We start from the raw sequence: 25,649 nt of genomic DNA, 5'->3' as shown, positions 1-25,649 counted from the left end.
AGGGGGTGGGAAAGGCTGTGCCGCAAGATGATTCGGCCGAGCGCCTGGTGATCGACGATCTGACCTCGGAGGCGTTCTGGGAACGTCGGCCCACCGACGACGAGCAGCGATGGTTGGCCGAGATCGCGGAACTCTCCGCCGAGCCGTTCGTGCTGAACATGCAACTGCGCGGCGATCACGAGCCGACGATCGAGCCGATCCTGACCCGCGACGTCGACGGTTGGCGGGCCAATCGGTACGTCGGCGAGATCCGCCATCGGGGCCGGGTGCTGGAGATCCGCCCGCGGCTGGGTACCGACGTGATCACCGGCTGGATCGGCACCATCCTCAACGTGCAGGTACTCCCGAACGCGGCGGCACACTCCACGGAAACCGGCACGGTGGTGACCCAACTCCTGGCCGCCCTGTGGCGGGCGTCGGTGCTCACCGCCGGCCAGCATGCGCTGCCGCGGACTCCGACCAAGGTCAGCACCACCGGACTGGCCGTGCGGGGGAGGCTCGACGTGGCGGCGGCAGCGCGCCGTCGTGCGGGTGGGCATCGCGACGTGGTATCGACCCGGGTGGTGCGCAGCTACGACAACGCTCCGGCCCGCGCGGTGCTGCTGGCCGACAGGTACTTCGGTCAGCGCCTCGCCGGCGACCGGTGGCGCGGCACCCGCCTCGACGAGCAGATGACGGTGCTGCGGAACGCGGCCGGTGCCCGGCCCGCCATGCCTACGCTGCACCAGATCCGCACCGCCCGCTACAGCCCGATCACGCTCAAGTGGCGTCGTGCCGCGGAACTGTCGTGGCGCATCCTGAACGACGACCCGCTGCGCGTGAACGCCGCCGACGACTCCACGCACGGCGTGCTGATCGACGTGGCCGAGCTGTGGGAGATGTTCGTGCTGCACTGCGTCGGGCTGGCCACCGAGCGGCCGGTGCGGCACGGCACCACCGAGCACGTGTCCGGTCACCTCGCGCGCTCCGCGGTGGACCCGCAGCGCACCATCGGCAACCTGTACCCGGATGTGCTGGTGGGGGAGACTCCGATCGACGCGGTGCTCGACGCGAAGTACAAGCAGCTCGGCGGCCGACGCGGCGTGGACCGCGAAGACCTGTACCAACTGCATGCCTACGCCACCACGTTTCAGGCGCCGATCGCCGCGCTGGCCTACCCCGAGGTGGCCGGCGACGGGGTATTCGGCGACGGGGTGTCCATGCAGGAACGCAACAGCCCGTGGCAGACCGACCACAGTGGACTCTGGTTCCAGACGCTCCCCACCGAGCGGACCGCGTGCGTCGACAATCTCAGGGCGTGGCTCGACCAGCGGTGAGGTGAGCCTCAAGCCCTGCTTATTGCTCGGTGAAAGCCTGCTCGTACGCCTTCGCTGCTGACGGCTTCAGGTTCCCAGTGACGCGCAGGAGCATCGGGCCGTTGACCGTGTCGTACTCCGATCCGAAGATCGGACTGTCCTCGAGGATCGATTGGATGTACGCCATCCGCTTGTTCGCCGCTGCCTCGGAAGGCCAGAGCTCAATGACCGCCCCGCAGTCGACGCCAAGTCCTGCATCACAATCTGCGCGCTTATCGACGATTATCGTCGCTTGTGAGTAACCGGTCGGTCGACCGAAGAGGTTGTTGGGATCGTTCTCCTCGGTGATCTCGACAACCTTCGTAGCCTGGGGGATCTTCGCTTGAATTGCTTTCGCGACTTCGTTCGTCGTTGCGGCGGGCTGCGTGCTGGACGTACCCGAGACGGCGCTCGACTCCGCCGGGGCGCTGACGTCGGACGCTTCAGATGAACAACCGGTCACGAGCAGTCCGAAGGCAACGACAGGGAGGAGCAGTTTCCGCATACGGCGAGTCTGTCATGGCGCTTGAATCTCACTAATGCTCCCCTGACCCGACCCCGTCGAGTCGTACCGCCCGCACTGCGGCAATCCCGCCCAGCGGTAGTCGCGACTTTTCCACAAGCTGGTGTGAGCGCTCGTTCTTGTCGTAGGCGGGAGTAACATTTAGCTAGAACACCAGATCTAGATAGGTGTCTCCGGTTCGCTGGGGGAGGTGAGTAGACATGGCGACGATTACCTCGTCGACCTGGCATGTCGCGGATCTGACCGACTGTGGACTCCCTGCTCGCGACGCCGAGCTGTCGACTCTGCCCGCCGAGGGTGTGTTCGCGGCGCTCACCGCCACCAAGAACGGGCACTGCTTCCTCGATTGGCAGCTCTTCCGGCTGGCGCTGTCGGTGTTCGCGCGGGTAAGCGCGTCGCGTTCCAACGTCGCGACCGTCCAGCGGTCGGTGCTCGACCTCGAGGCCCAGACCGCGCTGGAACTGCAGATGAATTTGGAAAGCACCAACTACTTCGCTGAAGCCCTACTCCACGATGCCCTCGACGCGCGGGATCGTCTGCCGACGGTCTTCTCGACGATGCGGATCGGGCTGATCGACCGCGTCCGCTTCCACAACATCGCCGCCGAGACCGCGCTGGTGACCGATGAGGCGATCATGGCCCGCCTGGACCAGCTGATCGCCGCCGAAATCCTGGGCCTCCGCGGCGGCTTCACCGCATTGTCGGTGGCCAAGACCCGTCAGATGGCCCGCCGCATGGTGGCCGAGCACGACCCCGACGCCGAGCGTCGCGAACGCGACAACGCGAAGGCCGGCCGCAGCGTCGGCTTCCAAGACCTCGACAACGGCATGGCGCAGCTGTTCCTCACCGCGACCGCCGAGGACGTCCGCCTGGTGCGACAGATGCTCGACGCCGTGATCGCCGGCCGCTGCCCCGAGGACCCCCGCACCAAGACTCAAGCGCGCTCGGACGCGGCGATCGCACTGCTGCAGCGCAGGCAGTTCAGCTGCACCTGCGACAGCGACGGCTGCACCGCGCAGATCAGCGACGTCGAACTGGACGCCCGCGCGGCCCGCATCGTGGTGCACGTCCTCTGCGACGCGACCACCCTCGAAGGTGGCGACAAGTGCGGCTACCTCGACGGCCACGGGCCGATCTCGGCTGCGCATGTGCGAGAGATCGCCGCCCGCGGTGACGCCGTGATCCACGAGCATCGCCTCGACGATCTACTCGAACCCGCCCCTGCGAGTGCATCCGACACTGCGGAGCGCCCCGATGAGGCGGCGCTGCACCGACGAGCACCCCGCCCCGAAACCCCGGACGAGCGCCGGGGCGATGACCCACGGCCACCCGCCGGAAACGGCGGCGAACCCGCCGCGGTGATCGCCAAGACCGCCTTGCCGAGCGACCCGTACCGGCCGAATCTGCTCACCGACCTCATCGCGCGCTTCCTCTGGGGCACCTGCTCCATCCCGGGCTGCGAGCGAGCGGCGTTCGCGTGCGATCTGGACCATGTGGCCGAGTTCGACAACGTCCGACCCGACCTCGGCGGCCCCACTTGCGTTTGCAATCTGCTTCCCAAGTGCCGCTATCACCATTTGGTGAAAACAAATCTGGAGGGCTTCGTCGACGACCTGTGGATCGACTCGAATGGTCGCTACCACTCGAGCGTGACCACCCCGATGGGGCAGACCGTGGAGGTGCTGGCGCCGAACCAGTGGTTGATCCCGAGACTGGCCTACCTGCGCTGCACCCACCAGCTCGCCGGCGAGCACGCGGTAGGTACCGCGAGCGGCACCGTCGAGGATGCTCCGCGGCGGGCCCGTCCTCGGACCGCGGCCAAGTACGCGCGGCGTCGCGCCGAGCGCAAGGCCAACCACGATCGGCGTCTCGCCGAAGAGGCTGTCCGGCAGCAGGAGAAGGCCGCGCTCGCAGCGATCATCGACGACTACGGCGAGCCGCCGTTCTAATCGAGGTTCCGCCTCAGAAGGGCGCGTCCCCGAGGTCCTGGTGCGGCGACTTCGGCACCGACGCGAACGACGCCGCCCGATGCGCCTCGCTCAGGTCGGACACCTTGCTCACCCGGATACCGCTCGGCATGTCCTCGTCGGTCCCGGCCGGAATCACCGCATGGGTGAAGCCCAGCCGCTTGGCCTCGGCGACGCGTCGAGCGGTGGACGAGACCCGGCGAATCTCGCCGGTCAGGCCCACCTCGCCGATCGCCACGGTGCCGTGCGGGATCGGCTTGTCGGTGAACGACGACTTCAACGCCAGGAAGATCGCCAGGTCGGCGGCCGGTTCGGTCACCTTCATGCCGCCCACCGTGGAGACGTACACCTCCTGGTCGTACGTCGGCATGTTGGAGTGCTTGGCGGCCACCGCCAACATCATCGACATGCGGGCCGAATCCAACCCGGACGCCGCCCGGCGGGGCATGTTGGCCTGCGTCTTGTGCAGCAGCGCCTGGATCTCGCCGACCATCGCCCGGCGGCCGTCCATCGCCACCAGGTTCACGCTGCCGGCGACGGCGCTGTCGTGCTGGTGCACGAAGATTCCGGACGGATCCACCACTTCGTGGATGCCGTCGGCGCGCTGCTCGAAACAGCCCACCTCGTCGGAGGCGCCGAACCGGTTCTTGATGCCGCGGATCAGCCGCAGCGACGAATGGCGGTCACCCTCGAACGAGAGCACCACGTCCACCAGATGTTCCAGCGACCGCGGCCCGGCCACATTGCCGTCCTTGGTCACGTGGCCCACCAGGATCACGGCGACCCCGGAGTTCTTGGCCAGCGACACCAGGGCCGTGGTGGACGCCCGGATCTGGGTGACACCGCCGGACACCCCGTCGGTGCCGGTGGCCACCACGGTCTGCACCGAGTCGACGATCAGCAGGGTGGGGCGCACCTGCTCGACGTGCCCCAGGATGGTGGCCAGATCGGTCTCGGCCGCCAGATAGATGTTCTCGTGGACGGCGTCGGTCCGCTCGGCGCGCAGTCGTACCTGACCGGCCGACTCCTCGCCCGTCACATACAGCGCGGTGCGTCCGGCGTGCGCCCAGTGCTTCACCGCTTCCAGCAGCAGCGTCGACTTGCCGACGCCCGGCTCGCCGGCCAGCAGAATCACCGAACCGGGGACCACACCGCGCCCGAGGACGCGATCGAGTTCCCCGATTCCGGTGGGAACGGCACCCGCGGCGTTCGCGTCGATCTCGGTGATGCGCACCGCGGGACTGCGCGGGGCCACCGAAGCGGCGCCGCTCGCCGCGACCGGCGGCAGGCCCTCCTCGATGGAACCCCACTCACCGCAATCCGGGCAGCGGCCCACCCACTTGGGGACCTGATGCCCGCAGGCCGCGCAGCGAAAGAGTGCCTTGACCTTGGCCATGCGTTACCGCTGGGCCGGTGAGATCAGTGGCCGCCCTCGCCGGCGGGGGGCTGCACGTCACGGACCACATCCTGACGATCCGGCAGCGGAGTGCCGTCGACCGGGGTGGTGATGGTGATCGACTTCTTGGCGATCGGAGCGTTACGCGGCTTGCCGTCGGCGCCCGTCTCCAGGTCGTAGATCTCGAAGTGCAGGGTCAGCGGCGTGCTGAGGCCGGCGGTGACGGTGTCGCCGGTGCCGGTCAGCTCGGCGTCGATGCGGCTGATGCCGTCGTCCTTGGCCTCGTCGGTGCTGAGGTTGGACGGCACACCGGCGTTCAGCGCGGTGTTCGGGCCGATCAGGCCGGCGTCGCCCGGGTTGGTGGAGCGGGCGCCCGCGGAGTTGATGAACTCCACCTTGCCCTTGACCGCGGTGATGCCGGTCAGCTTCACCTTGCGGATCACGCTGTCGTTGGCGATCGTGAAGACCAGCTTGAACGGGCCGCCCTCGTCGAAGACCAGGTCGGCGTTGTTGCTGGGGTACATGATCTGCAGGTTGCGGATCGCGATCGAGCCCGGGTCGACGGTCTGGCCGTCGAGCTGCTCGCCCGGTGCCAGCGACAGGGTGCCGTTGGCGCCGTTGATGGCGGCTTCCTGGTTGTTGGTCTGCGAAATCTTGCCCGAGCTGCACGCGGTGGTGCCCAGTGCGACCGCGAGGCCAAGCGCACTGATCGCGGTGCCGGTGGCGATGCGGCGGGTGGTCCGAGTGAAGGCTGACACCTGAATCCTCCGAAAGGTTCGATACGCATCACGCTACGGCTCCGCATGACGCTTCACTACGCAGCGTAGTGGTCGAGTGCCGCAAAAGTCCGACGGGGTGGCCAGATTGGGTAGAAAAAGGCCCGGCGGGAATTTTCCGCAACGGTGGTCAGTGCCCTGACCTGCGCCGTCGGGAACTCCGTCGACGCGCGCGTGTTAGACTGGAGTCACTCGAAAGGGGCATGGAGCATTGAATTTCAAAGTAGGCGACACCGTGGTCTATCCGCACCACGGTGCAGCCCGGGTGGAAGACATCGTCGTTCGGACCATCAAGGGTGAAGAGATCGAATACCTGGTCCTGAAGGTTGCCGACGGTGACATGACGGTCCAGATCCCCTCCAGCAAGCTGGAATACGTCGGTGTGCGCGACGTGGTGGGTGCCGAAGGCCTGGACGAAGTGTTCGAGGTGCTGCGCGCCGAGCATGCGGAGGAGCCGACCAACTGGGCCCGCCGTTTCAAGGCCAATCAGGAGAAGCTGATCTCCGGCGACATCATCAAGGTGTCGGAGATCGTGCGCGACCTGTGGCGTCGTGAGCAGGACCGCGGCCTGTCGGCCGGTGAGAAGCGGATGCTGACGCGCGCGCGTCGCGTGCTGGTGGACGAGCTGTCGCTGGCACAGAACACCGACGGTGAGCGTGCCGACACGATTCTCGATCAGATTTTGGCTGCGGCGTCCTGACGTCGCATCGTTCGGGGCGCGTCGTCGCCCTGATTCCCGCCGCGGGCATGGGCACCCGATTGGGGCTGCCCATTCCCAAGGCATTCGTGAAGCTGGGAGAGCGGACACTGCTGCAGCGCAGCGTGTCCGCTGCTCTCTCTTCCGGGGTGGTCGATCAGGTAGTGGTGATCGTGCCGGCCGACCTGGCCGAGCAGATCACCGCCGAATACCGGTCCCGCCCGGACGTGACGGTCACCGTCGGCGGCGCCGAACGCAGTGACTCCGTCCGCGCCGGCCTCGCCGCCGCCGGGACCGACACCGAACTCGTGCTGGTGCACGACGCCGCCCGCGCCCTCACCCCGCCCGCGCTCTTCGCCGCGGTGGTGGCCGCGCTCGACGCAGGCGCCCGCGCCGTGATCCCCGGACTGCCCGTGGCCGACACCCTCAAGCGCGTCGATCACGCCGAGACCGTCCTGGACACCCCCGACCGCGCCGAACTGCGCGCCATCGGCACCCCGCAGGGCTTCGACGCCGACCTGCTGCGTCGTGCCCATGCCGACGGCGGCGACGCCACCGACGACGCCGGGCTGGTCGAAGCCCTCGGCGTCCCCGTGCAGGTGGTGCCCGGCGATCCGCTGGCCTTCAAGATCACCACCCCGTTCGATCTGCGCCTGGCGCAGCTGCTGCTGGTCGATTCCGTTGCGAGAGTTGAGGATTCATGAGAGTGGGTATCGCCACCGACGTGCACGCGATCGAAGCCGGTCGCGAGTGCTGGATGGTGGGGCTGCTGTTCCCCGACGACGACGGCGCGGCCGGGCACTCCGACGGCGACGTGGGCGTGCACGCCCTGTGCGACGCCCTGCTGTCGGCGGCCGGCCTCGGCGACCTCGGCTCGGTGTTCGGCGTCGACCGACCCGAATGGGCCGGGGTGACCGGTGCCCGAATGCTCGAGCACGTGACGGCGCTGCTCGACGAGAACGGCTTCGCGCCCGTCAACGGCGCCGTGCAGGTGATCGGCAACCGGCCCAAGATCGGACCCCGCCGCGACGAAGCGCAACGACTGCTGTCCGGGCTGCTGGGCGCGCCGGTGTCGGTGTCGGCCACCACCACCGACGGACTGGGCCTGACCGGCCGCGGCGAAGGCATCGCGGCCGTGGCCACAGCCCTCGTCGCGCTGAAGTAGAATCGCAGGTCGTGACTCTCCGCCTGTACGACTCCGCGGCTCGTGAAATCCGCGACTTCGTCCCACTGCGCCCCGGTACCGCCACCGTGTACCTGTGTGGTGCCACCGTGCAGGGGGTGCCGCACATCGGCCACGTGCGCTCGGGCATCGCCTTCGACGTGCTCCGACGCTGGCTCGCCGCCGGGGGACTGGACGTGCTGTTCGTGCGCAACGTGACCGACATCGACGACAAGATCCTGCAGAAGGCCGCCGACCACGAGCGTCCGTGGTGGGAGTGGGCCGCCACCCACGAGCGGGCCTTCACCTCCGCCTACGACGCGCTCGGCGTGCTGCCGCCGTCGGCCGAACCGCGGGCCACCGGCTTCGTGACGCAGATGGTGCAGTACATGCAGCGCCTCATCGAACGCGGCCACGCCTATGAGGCCGACGGCAACGTCTACTTCGACGTGCGCAGCCTCCCCGAGTACGGCAGCCTGTCCGGGCATAGGCTCGACGACGTCCACCAGGGCGAGAGCGCGGGCACCGGCAAACGCGATCCGCGCGACTTCACCCTGTGGAAGAGCGCCAAGCCCGGCGAGCCGTCGTGGCCCACCCCGTGGGGCGACGGGCGCCCCGGCTGGCACCTGGAGTGCTCGGCGATGGCCACCAGCCTGCTCGGCAGCGAGTTCGACATCCATTGCGGCGGAATGGATTTGATCTTCCCGCACCACGAGAACGAGATCGCCCAGAGCCACGGCGCCGGGGACGGCTTCGCCCAGTACTGGCTGCACAACGGCTGGGTCACCATGAGCGGCGAGAAGATGAGCAAGTCGCTGGGCAACGTGGTCGCCATCCCGGAGATGCTCAAGAAGGTGCGTCCGGTGGAGCTGCGCTACTACCTGGGCAGCGCCCACTACCGCTCCATGCTGGAGTACTCCGACGGCGCGCTCCACGAGGCCGCCGCCGGATACCGGCGCGTGGAGTCGTTCGTGCATCGCGTGCTCGAGCGGGCGGGCGACGTGGAGCTCGGCGACGTGACCGACGACTTCGCCGCCGCCATGAACGACGACCTGGGCGTGCCCGCGGCCCTCGCGGCCGTGCACAACGCCGTCCGGGAAGGCAACACCGCGCTGGAAGCCGGCGACGGCGACCGGTCGCGCGTGATCGCCGGCCGGGTGCGGGCCATGATGGCCGTCCTGGGCACCGACCCGCTCGACCCGCACTGGAACACCGCGGGCGTCGACGACGAGGCGGCCACCGCCGCGCTCGACGTGCTCATCGGCGCCGAACTGGAGCGTCGTGCCGCCGCGCGCGCCGCGAAGGACTGGGCCGTCGCCGACGAGGTGCGCGACCGACTCGCCGCCGCGGGCGTGACCGTGACCGATACCCCCGACGGCGCGCAATGGGCGCTGGAACAGAAGGACTCCTAGATGGCTGGCAACTCCAAGCGCAAGGGTGCGGTCCGCAAGGACGGCAGCAAGAAGGGCCAGGTCGTCGGCTCCGGCGGTAACCGCCGCCGCGGCCTGGAGGCCCGGGGCGCCACCCCGAAGGCCGTCGACCGGACGTATCACGCGGCCCACAAGAAGGCGAAGGCCGCCACCAAGTCGGTGGCCGGTCAGCGCAGCGGTCCGCGCCGCAAGGACGACGGCCCCGAATACGTGGTGGGCCGCAACCCGGTGGTGGAATGCCTGCGCGCCGGGATCCCGGCCACCGCGCTGTACGTGATGAGCACCATCACCGCCGACGACCGCGTCCGCGAGGCCATCGCACTGGCCGGTGACATGGGCATCGCGATCCTGGAGGCCGGCAAGCCCGAGCTGGACCGGCTCACCGTCAACGGCCTGCACCAGGGCCTGGCGCTGCAGGTGCCCGAGTACCGCTACACCCACGCCGACGACCTGCTGGCCGACGCCCTCGCCGCGCCGCACCCGCCGCTGCTGGTGGCCCTGGACAACATCACCGACCCGCGCAACCTGGGCGCCGTGATCCGTAGCGTCGCCGCGTTCGGCGGCCACGGCGTGCTGATCCCGCAGCGCCGCAGCGCCAGCGTCACCGCGGTGGCCTGGCGCACCAGCGCCGGTGCGGCCGCACGGCTGCCCGTCGCGCAGGCCCCCAACCTCACCCGCACCCTGGTGGACTGGGCCAAGGCCGGCTGCCAGATCGTCGGCCTGGACGCCGGCGGCGACGTGACCCTGGACGAGTACGACGGCACCGGCCCGGTGGTCGTGGTGGTCGGCTCCGAGGGCAAGGGCCTGTCCCGCCTGGTCCGCGACACCTGCGACTCGGTGCTGTCGGTGCCGATGGCCGGCGACGTGGAGAGCCTGAACGCCTCGGTGGCCGCCGGAGTGGTGCTCGCCGAGTTCGCTAGGCAGCGTCGGATCGCCGGGGTCTGATCCGCGCGGTCTTGATCTTCACGGCGGCGTCGACGCTGAGCACCAGCAGCGCCAGCCACACGATGCCGAAGCCGATCCACCGCGCGCCGGAGATGTCCTCGCCGAGCAGGGTGACGGCGCACACCAGCTGAATCATCGGCGTCACGAACTGGATGAGGCCCACCGTGGTCAGCGGAATCCGGCGGGCCGCGGCGGCGAACAGCAGCAGCGGGACCGCGGTGGCGACACCGCTGAAGATCAGCAGCCCGGTGTGCACCGGCCCCTCGGTGCCGAAGGACAGGCCCGGACCGACCGCGATGATCACCAGGATCAGCGCGGCCACCGGCAGCAGGATCAGCGTCTCCAGCGTGAGGCCGTGCAGCGCGGGCAGGGTGGCGCCGACGCGGTTCTTCACCAGCCCGTACAGCGAGAACGACGTCGCCAGCACCAGCGCGGTGAGCGGGAACGCGCCGCCGGCCACCGCCAGATACACCGCGGCCACCGCGCCGATGCCCACCGCCAGCCACTGCAGCGGCCGCAGCTGTTCGCGCAGCACCACCACGCCCAGGGCCACCGTGGCCAGCGGGTTGAGGAAGTAGCCGAGCGCGGCGTCGCTGGTGTGCCCGGAGGTCACCGCCGCCACGTACACCACCCAGTTGATGCCGATCAGCAGCGCGGCCGCGGTGACGCCCAGCATCAGGGTGCGGCGGCGCAGCAGCGGCGGCAGCCACGACCAGTCGCGGCCGACACCGAGGATCAGCAGGCACAGCGCCGCCGGATCATCGGGCCCGGACCAGCACTCCCGCGTCGGCCAGCGCCGCCCGCGCGGCCCGGGCGTGCGCCACGGCGCCCGGGGTGTCCCCGTGCAGACAGATGGAGTCGGCGTGCACGTCGATCGCGGTGCCGTCGATCGCGGTGATCCGGCCGGTGGCGGCCAGATCCACCACGCGGGCCGCCACCGCGGCGGTATCGGTGAGGACCGCGCCCGGCTCGGTGCGCGGCACAAGCGTGCCCTCCGGGGTGTAGGCGCGGTCGGCGAAGGCCTCGGTGAACACCGGCAACCCGGCCTCGCGGGCCAACTCCAGCGCCACCGAACCGGGCAGGCTCATCAGCGGCAGCCCGGCCTCGGCCACCGCGGTCACCACGGCCAGCGCCTGCTGCCGGTGCCCGACGATCGCGTTGTACAGCGCGCCGTGCGGCTTCACGTAGTCCACGGTGCCGCCCACCGACCGGGCGATTGCGGTGAGCGCCCCGATCTGGAACAGCACGTCGGCGATCAGCTGGTCGGAGTCGATCTCCATGAAGCGCCGCCCGAAACCGTCCCAGTCCGGGTACGACACCTGCGCCCCGATCCGCACGTCGGAGGCCACCGCCAGCTCGCAGGTGCGGCGCAACTCGATCGGGGTGCCGGCGTGGAAACCGCATGCGACGTTGGCGCTGGAGACCAGGGCCACCATTGCGGCGTCGTCGCCGACCCCCTCGCCGAGGTCGGCGTTCACGTCGACCTCGGGCGGCTGCGCGGGGAGGGTCATGGCTTCCATGGTAGGTCCGCGAACGACGCGCCCGGCGGGCGGCGTTAGGCTACTCAGTCATGGCACAGATCCAGACGCTTGTCGCAACAGCCGAAGGCAAGATCGACGGTGTCCGGGGGCGCCGCAGCCGCCACGGCACCACGGCCTGGCTGGGCATTCCGTACGCCGCGCCGCCGGTGGGTCCGCTGCGATTCCGCGCCCCGCAGCCGGTGCAGCCGTGGGACGACGTGCTCGAGTGCCACGAGTACGGCAACTCGCCGATCCAGGACAAGCTGTTCACCGCGCGCGCCGACGGCTCCTACCAGCCGCGCAGCGAGGACTGCCTCACGCTCAACGTGTTCGCCCCGGACACCGTCTCGGCCACCTCGCGTCCGGTGATGGTGTTCAACTACGGCGGCGCGTACATCCTGGGCGGCTCGGCCACCCCCATCTACGACGGCGCCTTCCTGGCCCGGGCCCGCGACGTGATCGTGGTGACGGTGAACTACCGGTTCGGTCCGTTCGGCTTCCTGGACCTGAGCGACTACTCCACGCCGGAGCGTCCGTTCGACACCAACTGCGGGCTGCGCGACATGGTGGCCGCGCTCGAATGGGTGCAGCGCAACATCGCCGCGTTCGGCGGCGACCCGGAACGGGTCACCGTGTTCGGGGAGAGCGCCGGCGGCGCGGCCGTGCTGACCCTGCTGTCCACCCCGGCGGCCGAGGGCCTGTTCTCCCGCGCCATCTCGCAGAGCCCGGCCGCCGACCTGGTGGTGCAGCGTGAGAACGCGGAGATCTTCACCGACGAGTTCGTCCGCCAGGTGATGGACCCGGAGCGGCGCTCCGGCCCCGAACGCACCGAGCCGCGCCTGGACGCGGAGACGGTGGCGCGCGTCGTCGACGAGGCCGACCCGTACGAACTGTTGCGCGCGGGCAACCGGCTGCTCGGCTTCACCCGGCACGCGCAGCTGTCGGACCCGATGCCGTTTGCGCCGGTCGTCGACGGCGACTACCTGCCGCTGGGTCCGGTGGACACCGCGATCGCGGGCAAGACGCTGCGGGTGCCGCTGATCGTCGGCAGCAACCTGGACGAGGGCGAACTGTTCGCCCGGTTCTGGTCGATCCTGCCCGAGCCGACGCACATGCTGGTGGGCGTGCACGACCCCGAGGTGCGCCAGGAGCTGGCCCGCCTGTATCCGGGCACCCGCGACGAGGTCCGCCTGGCCGCTGACGCCGTGTTCTGGGTGCCGACGACGATCTTCGCCCAGCACCACTCCGAACATTCCAAGACCTACGTGTACCGCTTCGACTACTCGGTGCGCGCGCTCAAGGCCACCGGTATCGGGGCCACGCACGCCACCGAACTGTTCGCGATCTTCGGGATCTACCGCCACCCGATCGGCGCCGGCCTGGCCGCGCTGGGCAGCTGGCGGTCGACGCGCCGGATCACCTCCACCATGCAGTCGCTGTGGACGTGGTTCGCCCGGACCGGGGAACCGGCCGGGCACTGGCCCGAGTACGACACCGAGCGGCGCAGCGTCCTGGTGATCGACGACCCGGTGCGCGTGGAGCACGACCCGGACGGGCCGCGTCGAGCCGCCTGGCAGCGCGTGCACCTGGCGCTGAAGCAGTCGTGGAACGACGCGCTGCACTAGCGGTGCCCCTGGCCGCGCTGGGGCTGGCGTTGGCGCTGGCTGGGTGCGGTGGGCCGGAAGAGACGGTGCCTTCCGTGGTCCCGACGAGTTCATCGGTGGCGTCGTCGGCCGCTTCGTCGCCGGTCACTTCGTCGGCTGTCAACTCGTCGGTGGCGGTGGTGCCGCCGCCGTATGTGGCGAGCGCGTCGTGGGTGTCGACCGAGGTGGGACCGAGTCTGCAGGTGGTGCCCACCGAGGCCGGGCGGCGCGTCAGCGTGGCCAGCGCCGCCGACATCGCCTGGCGCGAGGTGCTCGCGCTGCGCCCGGACGCCGAGACCCCCGGGATGCGCGCCCAGTTCGACTGCCACTGGCGGTTCGCGCGGCTGGTGGAACCGAACAAACCGAGCTGGAACCTGGAACCGGACCGGCCGGTGGTGTCCGACGAGCAGATGGTGGCAACTCGCTGTAATCCGGGCTTCGCCGAGGAATAGTGGCAGGTGCAACGACGACAGGGGTGCACGTGCGGAAACAACTTGCGATCGGACTCGTCGCCGCCGGCCTCCTCGCCGCCGGCGCCGTCGGGACGCCGACCGCCGAGGCCGCGCCGGCCCCGCTGCGGGCCGAGCTCGACGCCTATCTGGCCGGGTCCAGCGGCTCGTCGGACCTGACCTTTCCCGGGATGCCGTGGCCGGCCACCGCGCCGGGACCGTACATCGACCGCGTGCAGTGGGTGAACCTGCCGAGCGGCCCGAGCCTGCAGATCTATCCGACGGCCGCGGGGCGGCGCGCCACCGGCTTCGGTCTGCCCGGCAAGGCCTGGCGCGAGGTCCTCGCGCTCGCCGCGAACGCCGCGACACCGGGGATGCGCGCCCAGTTCGACTGCCATTGGGTGTTCGTGCGCCTCGTGGAACCGGGCAAGCCCAGCTGGAATCTGGAGCCCGGCCGCGCCGTGGTGGGCCCGATCGACATGGTCGCCAGCGCCTGCAACCCGCCGTTCGTCGACTAGTCGCGGGCGCGCATGCCGACCACGCGGCAGATCAGGTAGATCACGAACGAGATGGTGGTGACCAGCACCGACACCGGCAGTTCCGGGGCCAGCGACAGGATCAGGCCGCCCACCGCGGCGATCATCGCGAACAGCACCGACAGCGCCACCTGCTTGGTGGGGGAGGCGGTCAGTCGGGCGGCCGAGGCGGCCGGGGTGATCAGCAGCGCCATCACCAGCAGCGCGCCGATGATCTGCACCCCCTGCGCCGCGGCCAGGCCGACGAGGATCGCGAAGACCACCGACAGCGTGCGCATGGGCACGCCGGAGGCGGTGGCCACCCGCGGGTCGAGGCTGGCGAACAGCAGCGGGCGGTAGATCACCGCGAGGACGGCCACCACCACGGCCGCGGTGATCGCCACCGCCAGCAGGCCGGAGCTGCCGACGCTGACCACCTGGCCGGTGAGCAGCGCGAAACCGGTGCCGGCGCGCCCGTACAGGTGCAGGAACAGCACGCCCAGACCCAGGCCGAAGGCCATCACGACGCCGATCACCGAGTCCCGCTCGCGGGCCCGGTTGCCGAGGAAACCGAAGACGGCCGCAGCGATCACGGCGCCGATCACGCCGCCCAGGTTCACGCTGAAACCCAGCAGCAGGGCCGCGGCGGCGCCGGTGAACGACAGCTCGGCCGCACCGTGCACCGCGAAACTCATCTGCCGGGCCACGATCATCGGCCCGAGCAGGCCGCCGATCAGGCCGAGCAGGGCCAGCGCCAGCAGCGACTGCTGCACGAAGGTGCGCGAGAGCAGGTCGGCGGTCTGGGCGAAGTCGAAGAAGCTGCTCACAGGTCGATCCCCTGCTCGTCGCAGTGATGGTGGTGGTCGCCGTCGCCGTCGCCACCGATCACCACCAGTCGTCCGGCCACCTCGGCCACCTCGACGTGGCTGCCGTACAGCTCCGACAGGGTCGCGGAGTTCATCACCTCGGCCACGGTGCCGATCCGGAACCGGCCGTCCACCAGGTACAGCACCCGGTCCACGTAGGGCAGCACCGGATTGATCTCGTGGGTCACGAACAGGATCGCGGTGTCCCGGCTGCGGCGGCGGGCGTTGAGCAGGTCCACCACCAGCCGCTGATTGTGCAGGTCCAGGCTCGACAGCGGCTCGTCGCACAGCAGGATGCCGGGGTCGTTGGTGAGCGCCTGCGCGATCCGCAGCCGCTGCTGTTCACCGCCGGAGAGCAGCCCCAGCGGGGCGTCGGCGTACGCCGTGGCACCCACCTCGGCGATCGCGGCGTCCACGCGTCGGACGCGGCGGCGGCGTCCGCGCCAGCCGATGCCCCAGCTGGCGCCGTCGACCCCGAAACCCACCAGATCGCGTCCGCGCAGGGCCATGCTGTCGGAGTCGTCGGCGTGCTGCTGCGGGACGTAGCCGAGGCGCCCGTGCAGGGTCAGAGACCCCGAGGTGAGCGGCACCTGGCCCAGGATCGCGCGCAGCAGGGTGGTCTTGCCCGAACCGTTGGGGCCCAGCACGGCGATGAACTCGCCGGCGTGCACCGACAGGGTCAGTTCCTGCCACAGGGTGCGCTCGCCCAGGGCGAGGGTGGCGTCGGTGAAGTCGACGACGTGGGGGCGGTGCTGGGCCGAATGCTCGCTCACCGGTCGAGTGCTTCCTCGAGCCGGTCGATCTGCGTCGACTGCCAGCTCAGATAGTCGGTCACGCCCGCGGGCAGGGACTCGGTCATGTCGACCACCGGGATCGACGCGGCGCGCGCCTGCTCCAGCACCGTGCGCGTCGCCGGGTCCACGGCCTGCGTGTTGTAGACGAGGGCGGCGATGCGGCGCCCGGAGATCAGATCGCCGAAGGCGGCCACGTCGGCGGCCGACGGCGACTGCCCGTTCTCCACCGCCGCGGTGAACGCGGGAGGGGCCACGTCGACCAGACCGGCGGCCTCCAGCAGGTAGGTGGACAGCGGTTCGGTGGCCGCGACCTCGGCGCCGTCGTGCCGGGCCTTGATGGCGGCGAGGCGGGCGGTGAGGCCGGCGATGCCGTCGTTGAAGGCGGCGGCGCGGTCGCGGTAGTACTGCGCGTGCATGGGCGCGATGGTGGCCAGCGCGTCGGCGGTGGCGTCGGCGACCCGGCCCACCAGCGGCAGGTCGTAGAAGACGTGCTCATTGATCGCGTGATCGTGGCCGGCGTGGTCGTCGGCGGCGTGATCGTGGTCGTGGTCGGCGTGCTCGTCGCCGGTCTCCCCGGTCGCCAGGGCGGTGGCGTCCACCTTGAGGGCCGCCGACGAGGCGGCCGCGGTCTCCACGTAGGCGTCGTAGTGGCCGCCGTTGAACACCAGCACGTCGGCGTCTTCGATCTTCGCGGTGTCGGCCATCGACGGCTCGAACTCGTGCGGATCGGCGCCGGGGGAGTTGAACAGCGCGGTGATCTCGGCGTGCTCGCCGCCGACGGCGCGGGCCACGGACGCCCACACGTCGGTGGAGGCGACCACGACGGGACGGTCGGTGGTGCGCGGGGTCTTCTCGCCCGAGCAGGCGGCGACGACGACGCCGAGCAGGGCGATCAGGACGGTCGCGAGGACGCGGCGCATGGCGCACCTTCCGTTAATGACAATGGTTACCGAAAGGAGTTTACGGGCGGCGGCGGCTGGAAACTAATACACGAACGTGCATGAATTCCAGCGCCGCTGCGGGCGTTGCCGACGCGTCCGCGGCCAGTGATTAGGCTGGACCCATGACCGGTGGAGCCAGACCGCGACGGCTAGCGGTGATTTCTGTGCACACGTCGCCGCTGGCGCAGCCGGGCACCGGAGACGCCGGCGGCATGAACGTCTACGTGTGGCAGACCGCGCAGCGCCTGGCCCGCCGCGGCGTCGAGGTGGAGATCTTCACCCGCGCCACCTCGTCGGCCGACCGGCCGGTGGTCGAGGCCGCCCCCGGGGTCCTGGTCCGGCACATCGAGGCCGGGCCGTTCGACGGTCTGGACAAGCGCGACCTGCCCGGTCAGCTCTGCGCGTTCAGCGCCAACGTGCTGCGCGTGGAGGCGGCCCAGTCGCCCGGCTACTACGACGTGATCCACTCCCACTACTGGCTGTCCGGGCAGGTCGGCTGGCTGGCGCGGGACCGCTGGCGGGTGCCGCTGGTGCACACCGCGCACACGCTGGCGGCGGTGAAGAACGCCTCGCTGGCCGGGGGCGACACCGCCGAACCGATGGGGCGGCTGATCGGGGAGCAGCAGGTGGTGGCCGAGGCCGATCGGCTGGTGGCCAACACCCGCACCGAGGCCGCCGAACTGGTGGACCTGTACGGGGCGAGCCCGGCCAAGATCGACGTGGTGCCGCCGGGCGCGGACCTGGACGCCTACTCGCCCGGCTCGCGGGCCGCCGCGCGCGCCGAACTGGGCCTGGACCCCGGGGACACGGTGGTGACCTTCGTCGGTCGCCTGCAACCGCTGAAGGCCCCCGACGTGCTGCTGGCCGCCATGGCGCCGCTGCTCCGCGCCGACGCCACCGGCACCCTGCGGCTGCTCATCGTCGGCGGGCCCTCCGGCACCGGCCTCGAACACCCGGCCGCGCTGGCCGAACTGGCCGACGCCATGGGCGTGGCCGACCGCGTCACCTTCCTGCCGCCGCAGCCGGCCGCGACCCTCGCGCAGGTCTACCGCGCCTCCGACCTGGTGGCCGTACCCAGCTTCTCGGAGAGCTTCGGGCTGGTGGCCGTGGAGGCGCAGGCGTGCGGGATCCCGGTGATCGCCGCCGACGTGGGCGGGCTCGGCGTGGCCGTGCGCGACGGCGTGACCGGCCGCCTGGTGGACGGGCACGACATCGCGACCTGGACCGCCGAACTGGCCGACCTGCTCGCCGACCCGGCGCGGCTGCAGCGCTACGGCGCCGCGGCCGTCACCCACGCCCAGGGGTACTCCTGGGAACACACCACCGACGCGCTGCTGGCCTCGTACGGCGCCGCGATGGGGAACTTCCCCGCCGGCCCGATCCGGCGCGGGGTACTGGGTCGTCGCACACGCGGCCTGCTCAAGAATCGACCGAGGATGGCGGGATGATCGACAACCTGGCCGCGCTGGAAGCGGTCCTGACCGAATCCGGCATCGACTACGCGCGCAAGGCCGGCGAGACCGCGGGCACCGAACACGTGATCGTGGAACTGGCGGGCGAGCGCAAGCTCAAGACCACCGTGCTGCTGACCGCCGGGGTGCACGGGATCCGCGTCGAGGCCTTCGTCTGCCGTCGCGCCGACGAGAACCACGAAGCCGTCTACCGCTACCTGCTGACCCGCAACCGGCGGCTGTACGGGGTGGCCTACACCCTCGACAACGTCGGCGACATCTACCTGGTGGGACGGCTCTCGCCGGAGGCCATCACCGCCGACGAGGTGGACCGGGTGCTCGGCCAGGTGCTCGCCGCGGCCGACGGCGACTTCAACAAGCTGCTGGAGATCGGTTTCCTCACCTCCATCCACCGCGAATGGGCCTGGCGCACCGCTCGCGGCGAATCGCTGGCCAACCTGCAGGCCTTCGCCCACCTCATCGACCCCGACAAGCTGCCGGACATCTCCCCGCTCGACCCCACGACCGAAGGACTTTCATGAGCTTCCGCAATCCGTACCCCGACGTCGAGATCCCGAACCTCAGCGTCTACGACTTCCTGTTCGGCTCCATCGCCGAGGGCGACCTGGACCGCACCGCGCTGATCGACTCCAAGACCGGCGCCACCACCACCTACCGGCAGCTCGTCGGCCAGATCAACGCCGCCGCGGGCGCGTTCGCGGCCCGCGGCAAGGGCGTCGGCGACGTGGTCGCGGTGCTCTCGCCCAACATCCCGGCCTTCGCCACCGTCTTCCACGGCATCCTGCGCTCCGGCGCCACCGCCACCACGCTCAACGCGCTGTTCACCGCTAACGAGATCCGCAAGCAGCTCGTCGACTCCGAGGCGTCGATGATCGTGACCATCTCGATGATGGCGCCGCAGGCCCTGGAGGCCGCGCGCGAGGTGGGTCTGGCCGACGCCGACATCATCATCCTCGACGGTGAGGGCCAGGCCGCGTCCGGTCATCCCAACGCCGCCGACCTGCTGGGCGCCGGGCTGGCCGCGCCCGACGTCGAGTTCGATCCGGCCACCCACATCGCGGTGCTGCCGTACAGCTCCGGCACCACCGGCAACCCGAAGGGCGTGATGCTGAGCCATCGCAACCTGGTGGCCAACGTGGCGCAGATCGAGCCCATCAACGGCATGACCCCCGACGACGTGGTCCTGGCCGTGCTGCCGTTCTTCCACATCTACGGCATGACCGTGCTGCTCAACGCCGCGCTCAAGGCCCGCGCCTCGCTGCTGGTGATGCCGCGCTTCGACATGATCGAGTTCCTCGAGGGCGTCCAGCAGCACAAGGTGACCTACGCGTTCATCGCGCCGCCGGTGGCCGTCGCCCTGGCCAAGCACCCCGTCGTGGACAACTACGACCTGTCGTCGATCCACACCATGCTCTCCGGCGCCGCCCCGCTGGACGCGGAGCTGGGCAACGCCGTGGCCGCGCGCCTGGACCTGAACATGGCGCAGGGCTTCGGCATGAGCGAGCTGTCCCCGGTCAGCCACCTCATCCCGTTCGACGGCGGCCGCTCCTCCGTCGGCAAGGTGGCGCCGCTGGCTTCGGTCGGCTGGGCGGTGCCCAACACCGAGAACCGGCTCGTGGATCCGGGGACCGGCGAGGACATCGACATGCCCGCCGAGGGCGTCTCGACGCCGGGCGAGCTGTGGGTGCGCGGCCCCAACGTGATGGTGGGCTACCTGAACAACGCGCAGGCCACCGCCGACACCATCGACGCCGACGGCTGGCTCAAGACCGGTGACATGGCCACCGTCGACGCCGACGGCTGCGTCACCATCGTCGACCGGCTCAAGGAGCTCATCAAGTACAAGGGCTACCAGGTGCCGCCGGCCGAGCTGGAGGCGCTGCTGCTGACCAACCCGAAGGTGGCCGACGTGGCCGTCGTCGGCGCGCACGACGAGGACGGCGAGGAAGTGCCCAAGGCCTTCATCGTGGTGGCCGAGGGCGCCGAGCTGACCGCCGACGAGGTGATCGCCTTCACCGCCGAGCGCGTGGCGCCGTACAAGAAGGTGCGGCAGGTGGAGTTCATCGCCGCCATCCCGAAGTCGAGCTCGGGCAAGATCCTGCGCAAGGACCTGCGCAAGTAACCCGCCGGGACGTCCGAGCGGGTGAACATCGCAGGTCACCGGCTCGGGCGTCCGGGCACTATGCCAGAATTAGGCCATGAGCAACGGCAAGCTGATTCTGATGCGTCACGGCGAGAGCGAATGGAACGCCTCCAACCAGTTCACGGGATGGCAGGACGTGAACCTCACCGACAAGGGCCGCGCCGAAGCCAAGCGCGCCGGTGAGCTGCTCCGGGAGAACGAGCTGCTGCCCGACGTGCTGTACACCTCGCTGATGCGCCGCGCGATCATCACCGCGCAGCTGGCCCTGGACACCGCCGACCGCGTGTGGATTCCGGTGGTCCGCGACTGGCGCCTGAACGAGCGTCACTACGGCGCGCTGCAGGGTCTGAACAAGGCCGAGACCAAGGACAAGTACGGCGACGAGCAGTTCATGCTGTGGCGCCGCAGCTACGACACCCCGCCGCCGGCCATCGAGCCCGACGCCGAGTACAGCCAGGTGGGCGATCCGCGGTACGCCGGCATCGAGGTGCCGCTGACCGAGTGCCTGCAGGACGTCGTCACCCGGCTGATGCCGTACTACGCCGAGGCCATCGGCGCCGACCTCAAGGCGGGCAAGACCGTCCTGGTGGCCGCGCACGGCAACTCGCTGCGCGCACTGGTCAAGTACCTCGACGGCATCTCCGACGAGGACATCGCCCAGCTGAACATTCCCACCGGAAATCCGCTGGTCTACGAGGTGGACGACGAGCTGCGCGCGGTGAACCCGAGCGGTGATCCGCTGGCCCCCAGCGGTCGCTACCTGGACCCCGAGGCCGCCGCCGCAGGCGTCGCCGCGGTCGCCGCCCAGGGCGGAAAGTAGTTCCCTGCGTAACCGTGTGGCCTCAGCTACATTGGATGTATGACTGACGGGGCAATCACGGTTAAGCACTTGGCCGAGCGGGAGCGCTACTCCGCCACGATCGATGAGGACGGTTCGCCCGTCGAAGTGGGCTTCATCGATTACACGCTCGACGCCGGGCACGCCGACGGCGATCACCTGGCCTTGACGCACACTGTCGTCTACGACCGGTTCGGTGGCCGCGGCTACGCCGCCGAGCTGGTCCGCCAGGTGCTCGTGGATGTGCGCACCAACGGCAACAAGGTGATTCCGGTGTGCTCGTACGTGGTGCGCTACCTGGAGAAGAACCCCGAGTACGGCGATGTGGTGGTCACGTCGACGTCGGCGTGAACCCTTCGTGAACTGCTATCGAACCGCGTCGTCCTGGCTCGCCACCTGGATGACCGGTCCGTAGACTGCTCGGTGTGTCCGAGTCCACCGGTAGCTTCAGTGCGTCCAGCGAGCAGGTCGCTCCCGGGATCGTCGGACCCGCGTTCGTCGACGGCGCCGCGTCCTTCGGGACCGGCGGTCCGGTCTCCCGCGCGGGCCTGCTGAACATTCTCGTCGCGTACTCCGAGTCGGGGATCGCCGTGGTCGACGCCGATCACGGCGTCGTCCTGTTCAATCAGCGCGCCATCGAACTGGGTCTGCTGCGCGACGTGCTCGCCGACCCGGTGGCCGAGGTGGTCAGCGAGGTCTTCAGCACCGGCGTCGATCGACACTTCGAATTCGTGCCGCCCATCTCCACCATGGGCTTCGTGTCCACCGGCCGCACCATGCCGCGCACCATCGAGAACGTGCGGTGCATGGTGCGCCTGGTCGAGGACGGCTCGTCCCGCTTCGCGCTCGTCTACGGCGACGACGACTCGACCAACCTGCGGGTGGAGGCCACCCGCCGCGACTTCGCCGCCAACGTCTCGCACGAGCTGAAGACTCCGCTCGGCGCGATCAGCCTGATGGCCGAGGCCATGCTGGAGTCGCGCGACGACCCGCAGGCCGTGGAGCACTTCGGGCATCGCGTGCTGCGCGAGGCCAACCGGATGAGCAACCTGATCAACGAACTGATCGGCCTGTCCCGCCTGCAGGAGGGCCGCATCGAGGAGTTCGCCACCGTGCCGGTGGACTCGCTGATCGACGACGCGCTCGGCTCGGCCGCCGTCGGCGCGGAGGTCTCCCAGATCGAGCTGGTCAGCGACGACGACACCGGGTACACCGTGCCCGGCGACCGCACCCTGCTGCTCACCGCCCTGAACAACCTGATCGTCAACGCCGTGAACCATTCGGTGCCCGGCGACGTGGTGTCGGTGAGTCGGCGGCTGGTGGAGGTCGACGGCGAGGAGATGGTCGCCATCGCCGTCACCGACCGCGGCATCGGCATCGCCCCGGCCGACCAGCAGCGCGTCTTCGAACGCTTCTTCCGCGTCGACAAGGCCCGCTCGCGGGCCACCGGAGGCACCGGCCTGGGCCTGGCCATCGTCAAACACGTGGCCGCCAGCCACGGCGGGCACATCGGACTGTGGAGCAAGCCCGGCACCGGGTCGACTTTCACCCTGTACATCCCCATCGAACATTCCCCCGAAGTAGAGGAACGCACGCCTTGACGCACGTACTCATCGTCGAAGATGAAGAATCTCTCGCCGATCCCCTGGCTTTCCTGCTCCGCAAGGAAGGCTTCGAGGCCAGCATCATCAACGACGGCGCCGAGGCGGTCGCCGCCTTCGATCGACTCAGCCCCGACATCGTCCTGCTCGACCTCATGCTGCCCGGCATGTCCGGCACCGAGATCTGCAAGCTGATCCGCGCCAAGTCGTCGACCCCGGTGATCATGGTGACCGCGCGCGACAACGAGATCGACAAGGTGGTCGGCCTTGAACTGGGCGCCGACGACTACATCACCAAGCCGTACTCGGCCCGCGAACTGATCGCGCGCATCCGCGCGGTGCTGCGGCGCGGCGGGGTGGTGGCCGACGACGACGACACCGCCATCGGCGTGCTCGAGGTGGGGCCGGTCCGGATGGACGTGCAGCGGCACACCGTCACCGCGGCCGGCGCCGAGGTGACCCTGCCGCTCAAGGAGTTCGACCTGCTCGAATACCTGCTGCGCAACGCCGGCCGGGTGCTCACCCGCAGCCAGCTGATCGACCGGGTGTGGGGCGCGGACTACGTCGGCGACACCAAGACCCTGGACGTGCACGTCAAGCGCCTGCGCTCCAAGATCGAGCCGGACCCGTCGCAGCCGCGCCACCTGATCACCCTGCGCGGCCTCGGGTACAAGTTCGAGCCCTGAGCGTCCGCGCTGTCGTCTCCGGTTCGCGCTGTCGGAATCTTCCGACAGCGCGGCCGTGTTTCGACAGCGGGAACCGCGAGCGTCAGAACTGCTGGTACTTGAGGTCCGTCGTGTGGCGGGTGGTGGCGGCGGCGGTCGCCGGGTGCACGGCGACGATGCCCAGGTTCGCCCGCAGGCGGCAGGCCTGGGCCAGCGCCTCGTAGGCGGGGGCGCCGATCAACTCGGTGAGCTCGGGCGCGTACGACTCGAAGACCGGCTTGGCCCCGACGTGGGCGTCGGGGGAGCCCGAGCAGTACCAGTCCAGGTCGTGCCCGCCCTCGCCCCAGCCGCGGCGGTCGTACTCGCCGATGGTGGTCTTGAGGATCTCGGTGCCGTCGGGCCGGGTGACCCACTCGTTCTCCCGGCGCACCGGCAGCTGCCAGCACACGTCGGGTTTCACCGTCAGCGGCTCCAGGCCGCGCGCCAGGGCCGCACCGTGCAGCGCGCAGCCCTGTCCCGCCGGGAAGCCGGGGCGGTTGAGGAAGATGCAGGCGCCCTTGTGCACGCGCGTCTTGAGCGCGGGCTCGCCGTCGAGGTCGTTCTCCTCCAGGTAGCCGCGGGCGCCGAGCGGATCCTTGCCGGAGCCCTTCTTGTAGAACTCCCAGTTGTCCTCGGTGAGCAGTTCCATGCCCTTGACCAGGCGCGCCCGGTCGTCCTCGTCGGTCAGGTAGGCGCCGTGCGTGCAGCACCCGTCGTCGGGCCGCTCGGCGATGATGCCCTGGCACGCGGGGGTGCCGAAGACGCACGACCACCGGGACAGCAGCCAGGTCAGATCGACGCTGATCAGGTGCTCGGGGTCGGCGGGGTCGAAGAATTCGTACCACTCGCGCGGGAAGTCGAGCGGCACCTCGGGCGCGGATTGCGCCTTGCTGCTATCGGTGGCCACAGGGCCCCACCGTAGTCCCCGGGTCGCATCCGCGCCGCGGGCGCAGTAATTTGATGACGGTGAGACTCGGAGTGCTCGATGTGGGCAGCAATACGGTGCACATGCTGGTGGTGGACGCGCAGGCCGGCGGCGCGCCGACGGCGATGAGCTCGACCAAGGCCGTGCTGCGACTGGCCGAACAGATCGACGACGACGGCCGGATGACCGACCACGGCGCCGACCTGCTGGTCTCCACCATCCAGGACTTCACCAAGATCGCGGTCTCGTCCGGGTGCGGGGAGATCATGGCCTTCGCCACCTCCGCGGTCCGCGACGCCACCAACACCGACGAGGTGCTGGCGCGCATCAAGAAGACCTCGGACCTGGACGTCACGGTGCTGTCCGGCGTCGACGAGGCCCGACTCACCTGTCTGGCCGTGCGCCGCTGGTACGGCTGGCAGGCCGGGCGCATCCTGGCCCTGGACATCGGCGGCGGTTCGCTGGAGATGTCCAACGGGGTGGACGAGGAACCGGACATCGCGATCTCGCTGCCGCTGGGCGCGGGCCGCCTGACCCGCGAATGGATCCAGGACGATCCGCCGGACCGCCGGCGCATCGCGGTGCTGCGGGACTGGCTCGACGCCGAACTGCGCGGTCCGGCCAAGGACCTCAAGGCGCCCGGTAAACCGCACCTGGCCGTCGGCTCGTCCAAGACCTTCCGCATGCTCGCGCGGCTGACCGGCGCCGCGCCGTCGAGCGCCGGCCCGCACATCCAGCGCACCGTGACCCAGGACGGCATCCGGCAGTTGATCGCCTTCATCTCGCGGATGACCACCGCCGACCGGGCCGAACTGGAAGGCGTCAGCGCTGACCGCGCCCCACAGGTGGTGGCCGGCGCCCTGGTCGCCGAGGCGACGATGCGCGCGCTCGGTGTAGATAGACTGGAAATCTGTCCGTGGGCTCTGCGGGAAGGCGTCATTTTGCGCCGTCTCGACAGCGAGCCCGCCGGACCGATGACCATCGCCCAATAGGATTGGGCCCAACCAC

27 protein-coding genes are annotated in these 25,649 nt (G+C 70.1%); 18 read left to right on the top strand and 9 right to left on the bottom strand.

Annotation, left to right across the window (positions count from 1 at the left end; genetic code table 11):
- The first annotated feature begins 17 nt into the window (after nucleotides 1-17).
- Nucleotides 18-1,316, top strand: coding sequence for a 5-methylcytosine restriction system specificity protein McrC (locus tag ACFFJD_RS15960; RefSeq protein WP_382365934.1), 1,299 nt, complete (start codon nucleotides 18-20; stop codon nucleotides 1,314-1,316).
- Nucleotides 1,317-1,335: 19 nt separating this feature from the next.
- Here the strand turns inward: ACFFJD_RS15960 and ACFFJD_RS15955 are convergent, their stop codons facing one another.
- A complete protein-coding gene (locus ACFFJD_RS15955) occupies nucleotides 1,336-1,839 on the bottom strand; it encodes a hypothetical protein (RefSeq protein ID WP_382365932.1) in 504 nt (167 codons plus the stop codon).
- Nucleotides 1,840-2,057: 218 nt separating this feature from the next.
- Between ACFFJD_RS15955 and ACFFJD_RS15950 the strand changes: the two genes are divergently transcribed.
- The gene (locus ACFFJD_RS15950; RefSeq protein ID WP_382365930.1) at nucleotides 2,058-3,806 is read left to right on the top strand and encodes an HNH endonuclease signature motif containing protein; all 1,749 of its coding nucleotides are present in this window, start codon (nucleotides 2,058-2,060) and stop codon (nucleotides 3,804-3,806) included.
- 13 nt (nucleotides 3,807-3,819) lie between these two features.
- Here the strand turns inward: ACFFJD_RS15950 and radA are convergent, their stop codons facing one another.
- Together radA and ACFFJD_RS15940 are read right to left on the bottom strand one after the other, a co-directional pair.
- A complete protein-coding gene (gene radA / locus ACFFJD_RS15945) occupies nucleotides 3,820-5,220 on the bottom strand; it encodes a DNA repair protein RadA (RefSeq protein WP_382365928.1) in 1,401 nt (466 codons plus the stop codon).
- 23 nt (nucleotides 5,221-5,243) lie between these two features.
- A complete protein-coding gene (locus tag ACFFJD_RS15940; protein ID WP_382365926.1) occupies nucleotides 5,244-5,978 on the bottom strand; it encodes a copper-binding protein in 735 nt (244 codons plus the stop codon).
- 229 nt (nucleotides 5,979-6,207) lie between these two features.
- Here ACFFJD_RS15940 and ACFFJD_RS15935 point away from each other — a divergent pair, with 229 nt between their 5' ends.
- From ACFFJD_RS15935 to rlmB, 5 genes are read left to right on the top strand one after another with little or no spacing between them, the layout of a single operon-like run.
- The gene (locus ACFFJD_RS15935) at nucleotides 6,208-6,696 is read left to right on the top strand and encodes a CarD family transcriptional regulator (protein WP_382365924.1); all 489 of its coding nucleotides are present in this window, start codon (nucleotides 6,208-6,210) and stop codon (nucleotides 6,694-6,696) included.
- Complete coding sequence (gene ispD / locus ACFFJD_RS15930) at nucleotides 6,693-7,397, top strand: 2-C-methyl-D-erythritol 4-phosphate cytidylyltransferase (RefSeq protein ID WP_382365972.1); 705 nt, start codon at nucleotides 6,693-6,695, stop codon at nucleotides 7,395-7,397. The genes ACFFJD_RS15935 and ispD overlap by 4 nt, the downstream gene beginning before the upstream one ends.
- Complete coding sequence (ispF, locus tag ACFFJD_RS15925) at nucleotides 7,394-7,858, top strand: 2-C-methyl-D-erythritol 2,4-cyclodiphosphate synthase (RefSeq protein ID WP_382365922.1); 465 nt, start codon at nucleotides 7,394-7,396, stop codon at nucleotides 7,856-7,858. The genes ispD and ispF overlap by 4 nt, the downstream gene beginning before the upstream one ends.
- An 11-nt stretch (nucleotides 7,859-7,869) precedes the next feature.
- A complete protein-coding gene (cysS, locus tag ACFFJD_RS15920; RefSeq protein ID WP_382365920.1) occupies nucleotides 7,870-9,267 on the top strand; it encodes a cysteine--tRNA ligase in 1,398 nt (465 codons plus the stop codon).
- Complete coding sequence (gene rlmB / locus ACFFJD_RS15915) at nucleotides 9,268-10,230, top strand: 23S rRNA (guanosine(2251)-2'-O)-methyltransferase RlmB (RefSeq protein ID WP_382365918.1); 963 nt, start codon at nucleotides 9,268-9,270, stop codon at nucleotides 10,228-10,230.
- On the opposite strand, the gene rarD is transcribed toward rlmB, so the two are convergent.
- Nucleotides 10,202-10,969, bottom strand: coding sequence for an EamA family transporter RarD (gene rarD, locus ACFFJD_RS15910; protein WP_446685296.1), 768 nt, complete (start codon nucleotides 10,967-10,969; stop codon nucleotides 10,202-10,204). The genes rlmB and rarD overlap by 29 nt on opposite strands.
- A gap of 19 nt (nucleotides 10,970-10,988) precedes the next feature.
- Nucleotides 10,989-11,741 (bottom strand): 5-oxoprolinase subunit PxpA, encoded by a 753-nt coding sequence (locus ACFFJD_RS15905; RefSeq protein ID WP_382365916.1) that lies wholly within the window; start codon nucleotides 11,739-11,741, stop codon nucleotides 10,989-10,991.
- A gap of 59 nt (nucleotides 11,742-11,800) precedes the next feature.
- On the opposite strand from ACFFJD_RS15905, the gene ACFFJD_RS15900 reads away from it, so the two are divergent.
- From ACFFJD_RS15900 to ACFFJD_RS15890, 3 genes are read left to right on the top strand one after another with little or no spacing between them, the layout of a single operon-like run.
- Complete coding sequence (locus ACFFJD_RS15900; protein ID WP_382365914.1) at nucleotides 11,801-13,375, top strand: carboxylesterase/lipase family protein; 1,575 nt, start codon at nucleotides 11,801-11,803, stop codon at nucleotides 13,373-13,375.
- The gene (locus ACFFJD_RS15895) at nucleotides 13,354-13,845 is read left to right on the top strand and encodes a DUF2599 domain-containing protein (protein WP_382365912.1); all 492 of its coding nucleotides are present in this window, start codon (nucleotides 13,354-13,356) and stop codon (nucleotides 13,843-13,845) included. The genes ACFFJD_RS15900 and ACFFJD_RS15895 overlap by 22 nt, the downstream gene beginning before the upstream one ends.
- Before the next feature lie 29 nt (nucleotides 13,846-13,874).
- On the top strand, nucleotides 13,875-14,360 hold the full coding sequence (locus ACFFJD_RS15890; RefSeq protein ID WP_382365910.1) for a DUF2599 domain-containing protein: 486 nt from the start codon (nucleotides 13,875-13,877) through the stop codon (nucleotides 14,358-14,360).
- Here ACFFJD_RS15890 and ACFFJD_RS15885 read toward each other — a convergent pair.
- The 3 genes from ACFFJD_RS15885 to ACFFJD_RS15875 are packed head-to-tail and all read right to left on the bottom strand — an operon-like array spanning nucleotide 14,357 to nucleotide 16,937.
- Complete coding sequence (locus ACFFJD_RS15885) at nucleotides 14,357-15,184, bottom strand: metal ABC transporter permease (RefSeq protein WP_382365908.1); 828 nt, start codon at nucleotides 15,182-15,184, stop codon at nucleotides 14,357-14,359. The two genes, ACFFJD_RS15890 and ACFFJD_RS15885, sit on opposite strands and share 4 nt — an antisense overlap.
- Nucleotides 15,181-15,996 (bottom strand): metal ABC transporter ATP-binding protein, encoded by an 816-nt coding sequence (locus tag ACFFJD_RS15880; RefSeq protein ID WP_382365906.1) that lies wholly within the window; start codon nucleotides 15,994-15,996, stop codon nucleotides 15,181-15,183. Before ACFFJD_RS15880 ends, ACFFJD_RS15885 begins: the two co-directional genes overlap by 4 nt.
- Nucleotides 15,993-16,937: a metal ABC transporter solute-binding protein, Zn/Mn family gene (locus ACFFJD_RS15875; RefSeq protein WP_382365904.1), complete on the bottom strand. Its 945-nt coding sequence runs from the start codon at nucleotides 16,935-16,937 to the stop codon at nucleotides 15,993-15,995. Before ACFFJD_RS15875 ends, ACFFJD_RS15880 begins: the two co-directional genes overlap by 4 nt.
- Before the next feature lie 143 nt (nucleotides 16,938-17,080).
- Here ACFFJD_RS15875 and mshA point away from each other — a divergent pair, with 143 nt between their 5' ends.
- The 7 genes from mshA to ACFFJD_RS15840 all read left to right on the top strand — a co-directional run bounded on the left by mshA (nucleotide 17,081) and on the right by ACFFJD_RS15840 (nucleotide 23,698).
- Nucleotides 17,081-18,406 carry a D-inositol-3-phosphate glycosyltransferase gene (gene mshA, locus ACFFJD_RS15870; protein ID WP_382365902.1) on the top strand — a complete coding sequence of 442 codons (1,326 nt, stop codon included), beginning with the start codon at nucleotides 17,081-17,083 and terminating at the stop codon, nucleotides 18,404-18,406.
- Nucleotides 18,403-18,951, top strand: coding sequence for a type III secretion system chaperone family protein (locus ACFFJD_RS15865; protein ID WP_382365900.1), 549 nt, complete (start codon nucleotides 18,403-18,405; stop codon nucleotides 18,949-18,951). The genes mshA and ACFFJD_RS15865 overlap by 4 nt, the downstream gene beginning before the upstream one ends.
- The gene (locus ACFFJD_RS15860; RefSeq protein ID WP_382365898.1) at nucleotides 18,948-20,552 is read left to right on the top strand and encodes an AMP-binding protein; all 1,605 of its coding nucleotides are present in this window, start codon (nucleotides 18,948-18,950) and stop codon (nucleotides 20,550-20,552) included. Before ACFFJD_RS15865 ends, ACFFJD_RS15860 begins: the two co-directional genes overlap by 4 nt.
- A 76-nt stretch (nucleotides 20,553-20,628) precedes the next feature.
- Nucleotides 20,629-21,393 carry a phosphoglyceromutase gene (locus tag ACFFJD_RS15855; RefSeq protein WP_382365896.1) on the top strand — a complete coding sequence of 255 codons (765 nt, stop codon included), beginning with the start codon at nucleotides 20,629-20,631 and terminating at the stop codon, nucleotides 21,391-21,393.
- A gap of 39 nt (nucleotides 21,394-21,432) precedes the next feature.
- Complete coding sequence (locus ACFFJD_RS15850; protein ID WP_382365894.1) at nucleotides 21,433-21,762, top strand: GNAT family N-acetyltransferase; 330 nt, start codon at nucleotides 21,433-21,435, stop codon at nucleotides 21,760-21,762.
- 74 nt (nucleotides 21,763-21,836) lie between these two features.
- Nucleotides 21,837-23,012 (top strand): sensor histidine kinase, encoded by a 1,176-nt coding sequence (locus tag ACFFJD_RS15845; protein ID WP_382365892.1) that lies wholly within the window; start codon nucleotides 21,837-21,839, stop codon nucleotides 23,010-23,012.
- Nucleotides 23,009-23,698, top strand: a complete 690-nt coding sequence (locus ACFFJD_RS15840; RefSeq protein WP_382365890.1) for a response regulator — start codon at nucleotides 23,009-23,011, stop codon at nucleotides 23,696-23,698. Before ACFFJD_RS15845 ends, ACFFJD_RS15840 begins: the two co-directional genes overlap by 4 nt.
- Nucleotides 23,699-23,780: 82 nt before the next feature.
- Here the strand turns inward: ACFFJD_RS15840 and ACFFJD_RS15835 are convergent, their stop codons facing one another.
- The gene (locus tag ACFFJD_RS15835) at nucleotides 23,781-24,623 is read right to left on the bottom strand and encodes a DUF3109 family protein (protein WP_382365888.1); all 843 of its coding nucleotides are present in this window, start codon (nucleotides 24,621-24,623) and stop codon (nucleotides 23,781-23,783) included.
- A 59-nt stretch (nucleotides 24,624-24,682) separates the two neighbouring features.
- Between ACFFJD_RS15835 and ACFFJD_RS15830 the strand changes: the two genes are divergently transcribed.
- Complete coding sequence (locus ACFFJD_RS15830) at nucleotides 24,683-25,633, top strand: Ppx/GppA family phosphatase (protein WP_382365886.1); 951 nt, start codon at nucleotides 24,683-24,685, stop codon at nucleotides 25,631-25,633.
- The last annotated feature ends 16 nt before the right edge of the window (nucleotides 25,634-25,649 follow it).

The sequence above is a fragment of the Gordonia phosphorivorans genome (assembly GCF_042432625.1).
GTDB classification, from domain to species: Bacteria; Actinomycetota; Actinomycetes; order Mycobacteriales; family Mycobacteriaceae; genus Gordonia; species Gordonia phosphorivorans.
Note: the sequence above shows the minus strand (reverse complement) of the source record. Positions and strands in the feature narration are given on the sequence as shown.

Bases quoted from the DNA above. Each gene is read 5' to 3' on its own strand.
- ACFFJD_RS15955 (WP_382365932.1), bottom strand. From the start codon at position 1,839: ATGCGGAAACTGCTCCTCCCTGTCGTTGCCTTCGGACTGCTCGTGACC.
- ACFFJD_RS15950 (WP_382365930.1), top strand. From the start codon at position 2,058: ATGGCGACGATTACCTCGTCGACCTGGCATGTCGCGGATCTGACCGAC.
- radA (WP_382365928.1), bottom strand. From the start codon at position 5,220: ATGGCCAAGGTCAAGGCACTCTTTCGCTGCGCGGCCTGCGGGCATCAG.
- ispF (WP_382365922.1), top strand. From the start codon at position 7,394: ATGAGAGTGGGTATCGCCACCGACGTGCACGCGATCGAAGCCGGTCGC.
- rlmB (WP_382365918.1), top strand. From the start codon at position 9,268: ATGGCTGGCAACTCCAAGCGCAAGGGTGCGGTCCGCAAGGACGGCAGC.
- ACFFJD_RS15905 (WP_382365916.1), bottom strand. From the start codon at position 11,741: ATGACCCTCCCCGCGCAGCCGCCCGAGGTCGACGTGAACGCCGACCTC.
- ACFFJD_RS15900 (WP_382365914.1), top strand. From the start codon at position 11,801: ATGGCACAGATCCAGACGCTTGTCGCAACAGCCGAAGGCAAGATCGAC.
- ACFFJD_RS15875 (WP_382365904.1), bottom strand. From the start codon at position 16,937: ATGCGCCGCGTCCTCGCGACCGTCCTGATCGCCCTGCTCGGCGTCGTC.
- mshA (WP_382365902.1), top strand. From the start codon at position 17,081: ATGACCGGTGGAGCCAGACCGCGACGGCTAGCGGTGATTTCTGTGCAC.
- ACFFJD_RS15865 (WP_382365900.1), top strand. From the start codon at position 18,403: ATGATCGACAACCTGGCCGCGCTGGAAGCGGTCCTGACCGAATCCGGC.
- ACFFJD_RS15860 (WP_382365898.1), top strand. From the start codon at position 18,948: ATGAGCTTCCGCAATCCGTACCCCGACGTCGAGATCCCGAACCTCAGC.
- ACFFJD_RS15855 (WP_382365896.1), top strand. From the start codon at position 20,629: ATGAGCAACGGCAAGCTGATTCTGATGCGTCACGGCGAGAGCGAATGG.
- ACFFJD_RS15850 (WP_382365894.1), top strand. From the start codon at position 21,433: ATGACTGACGGGGCAATCACGGTTAAGCACTTGGCCGAGCGGGAGCGC.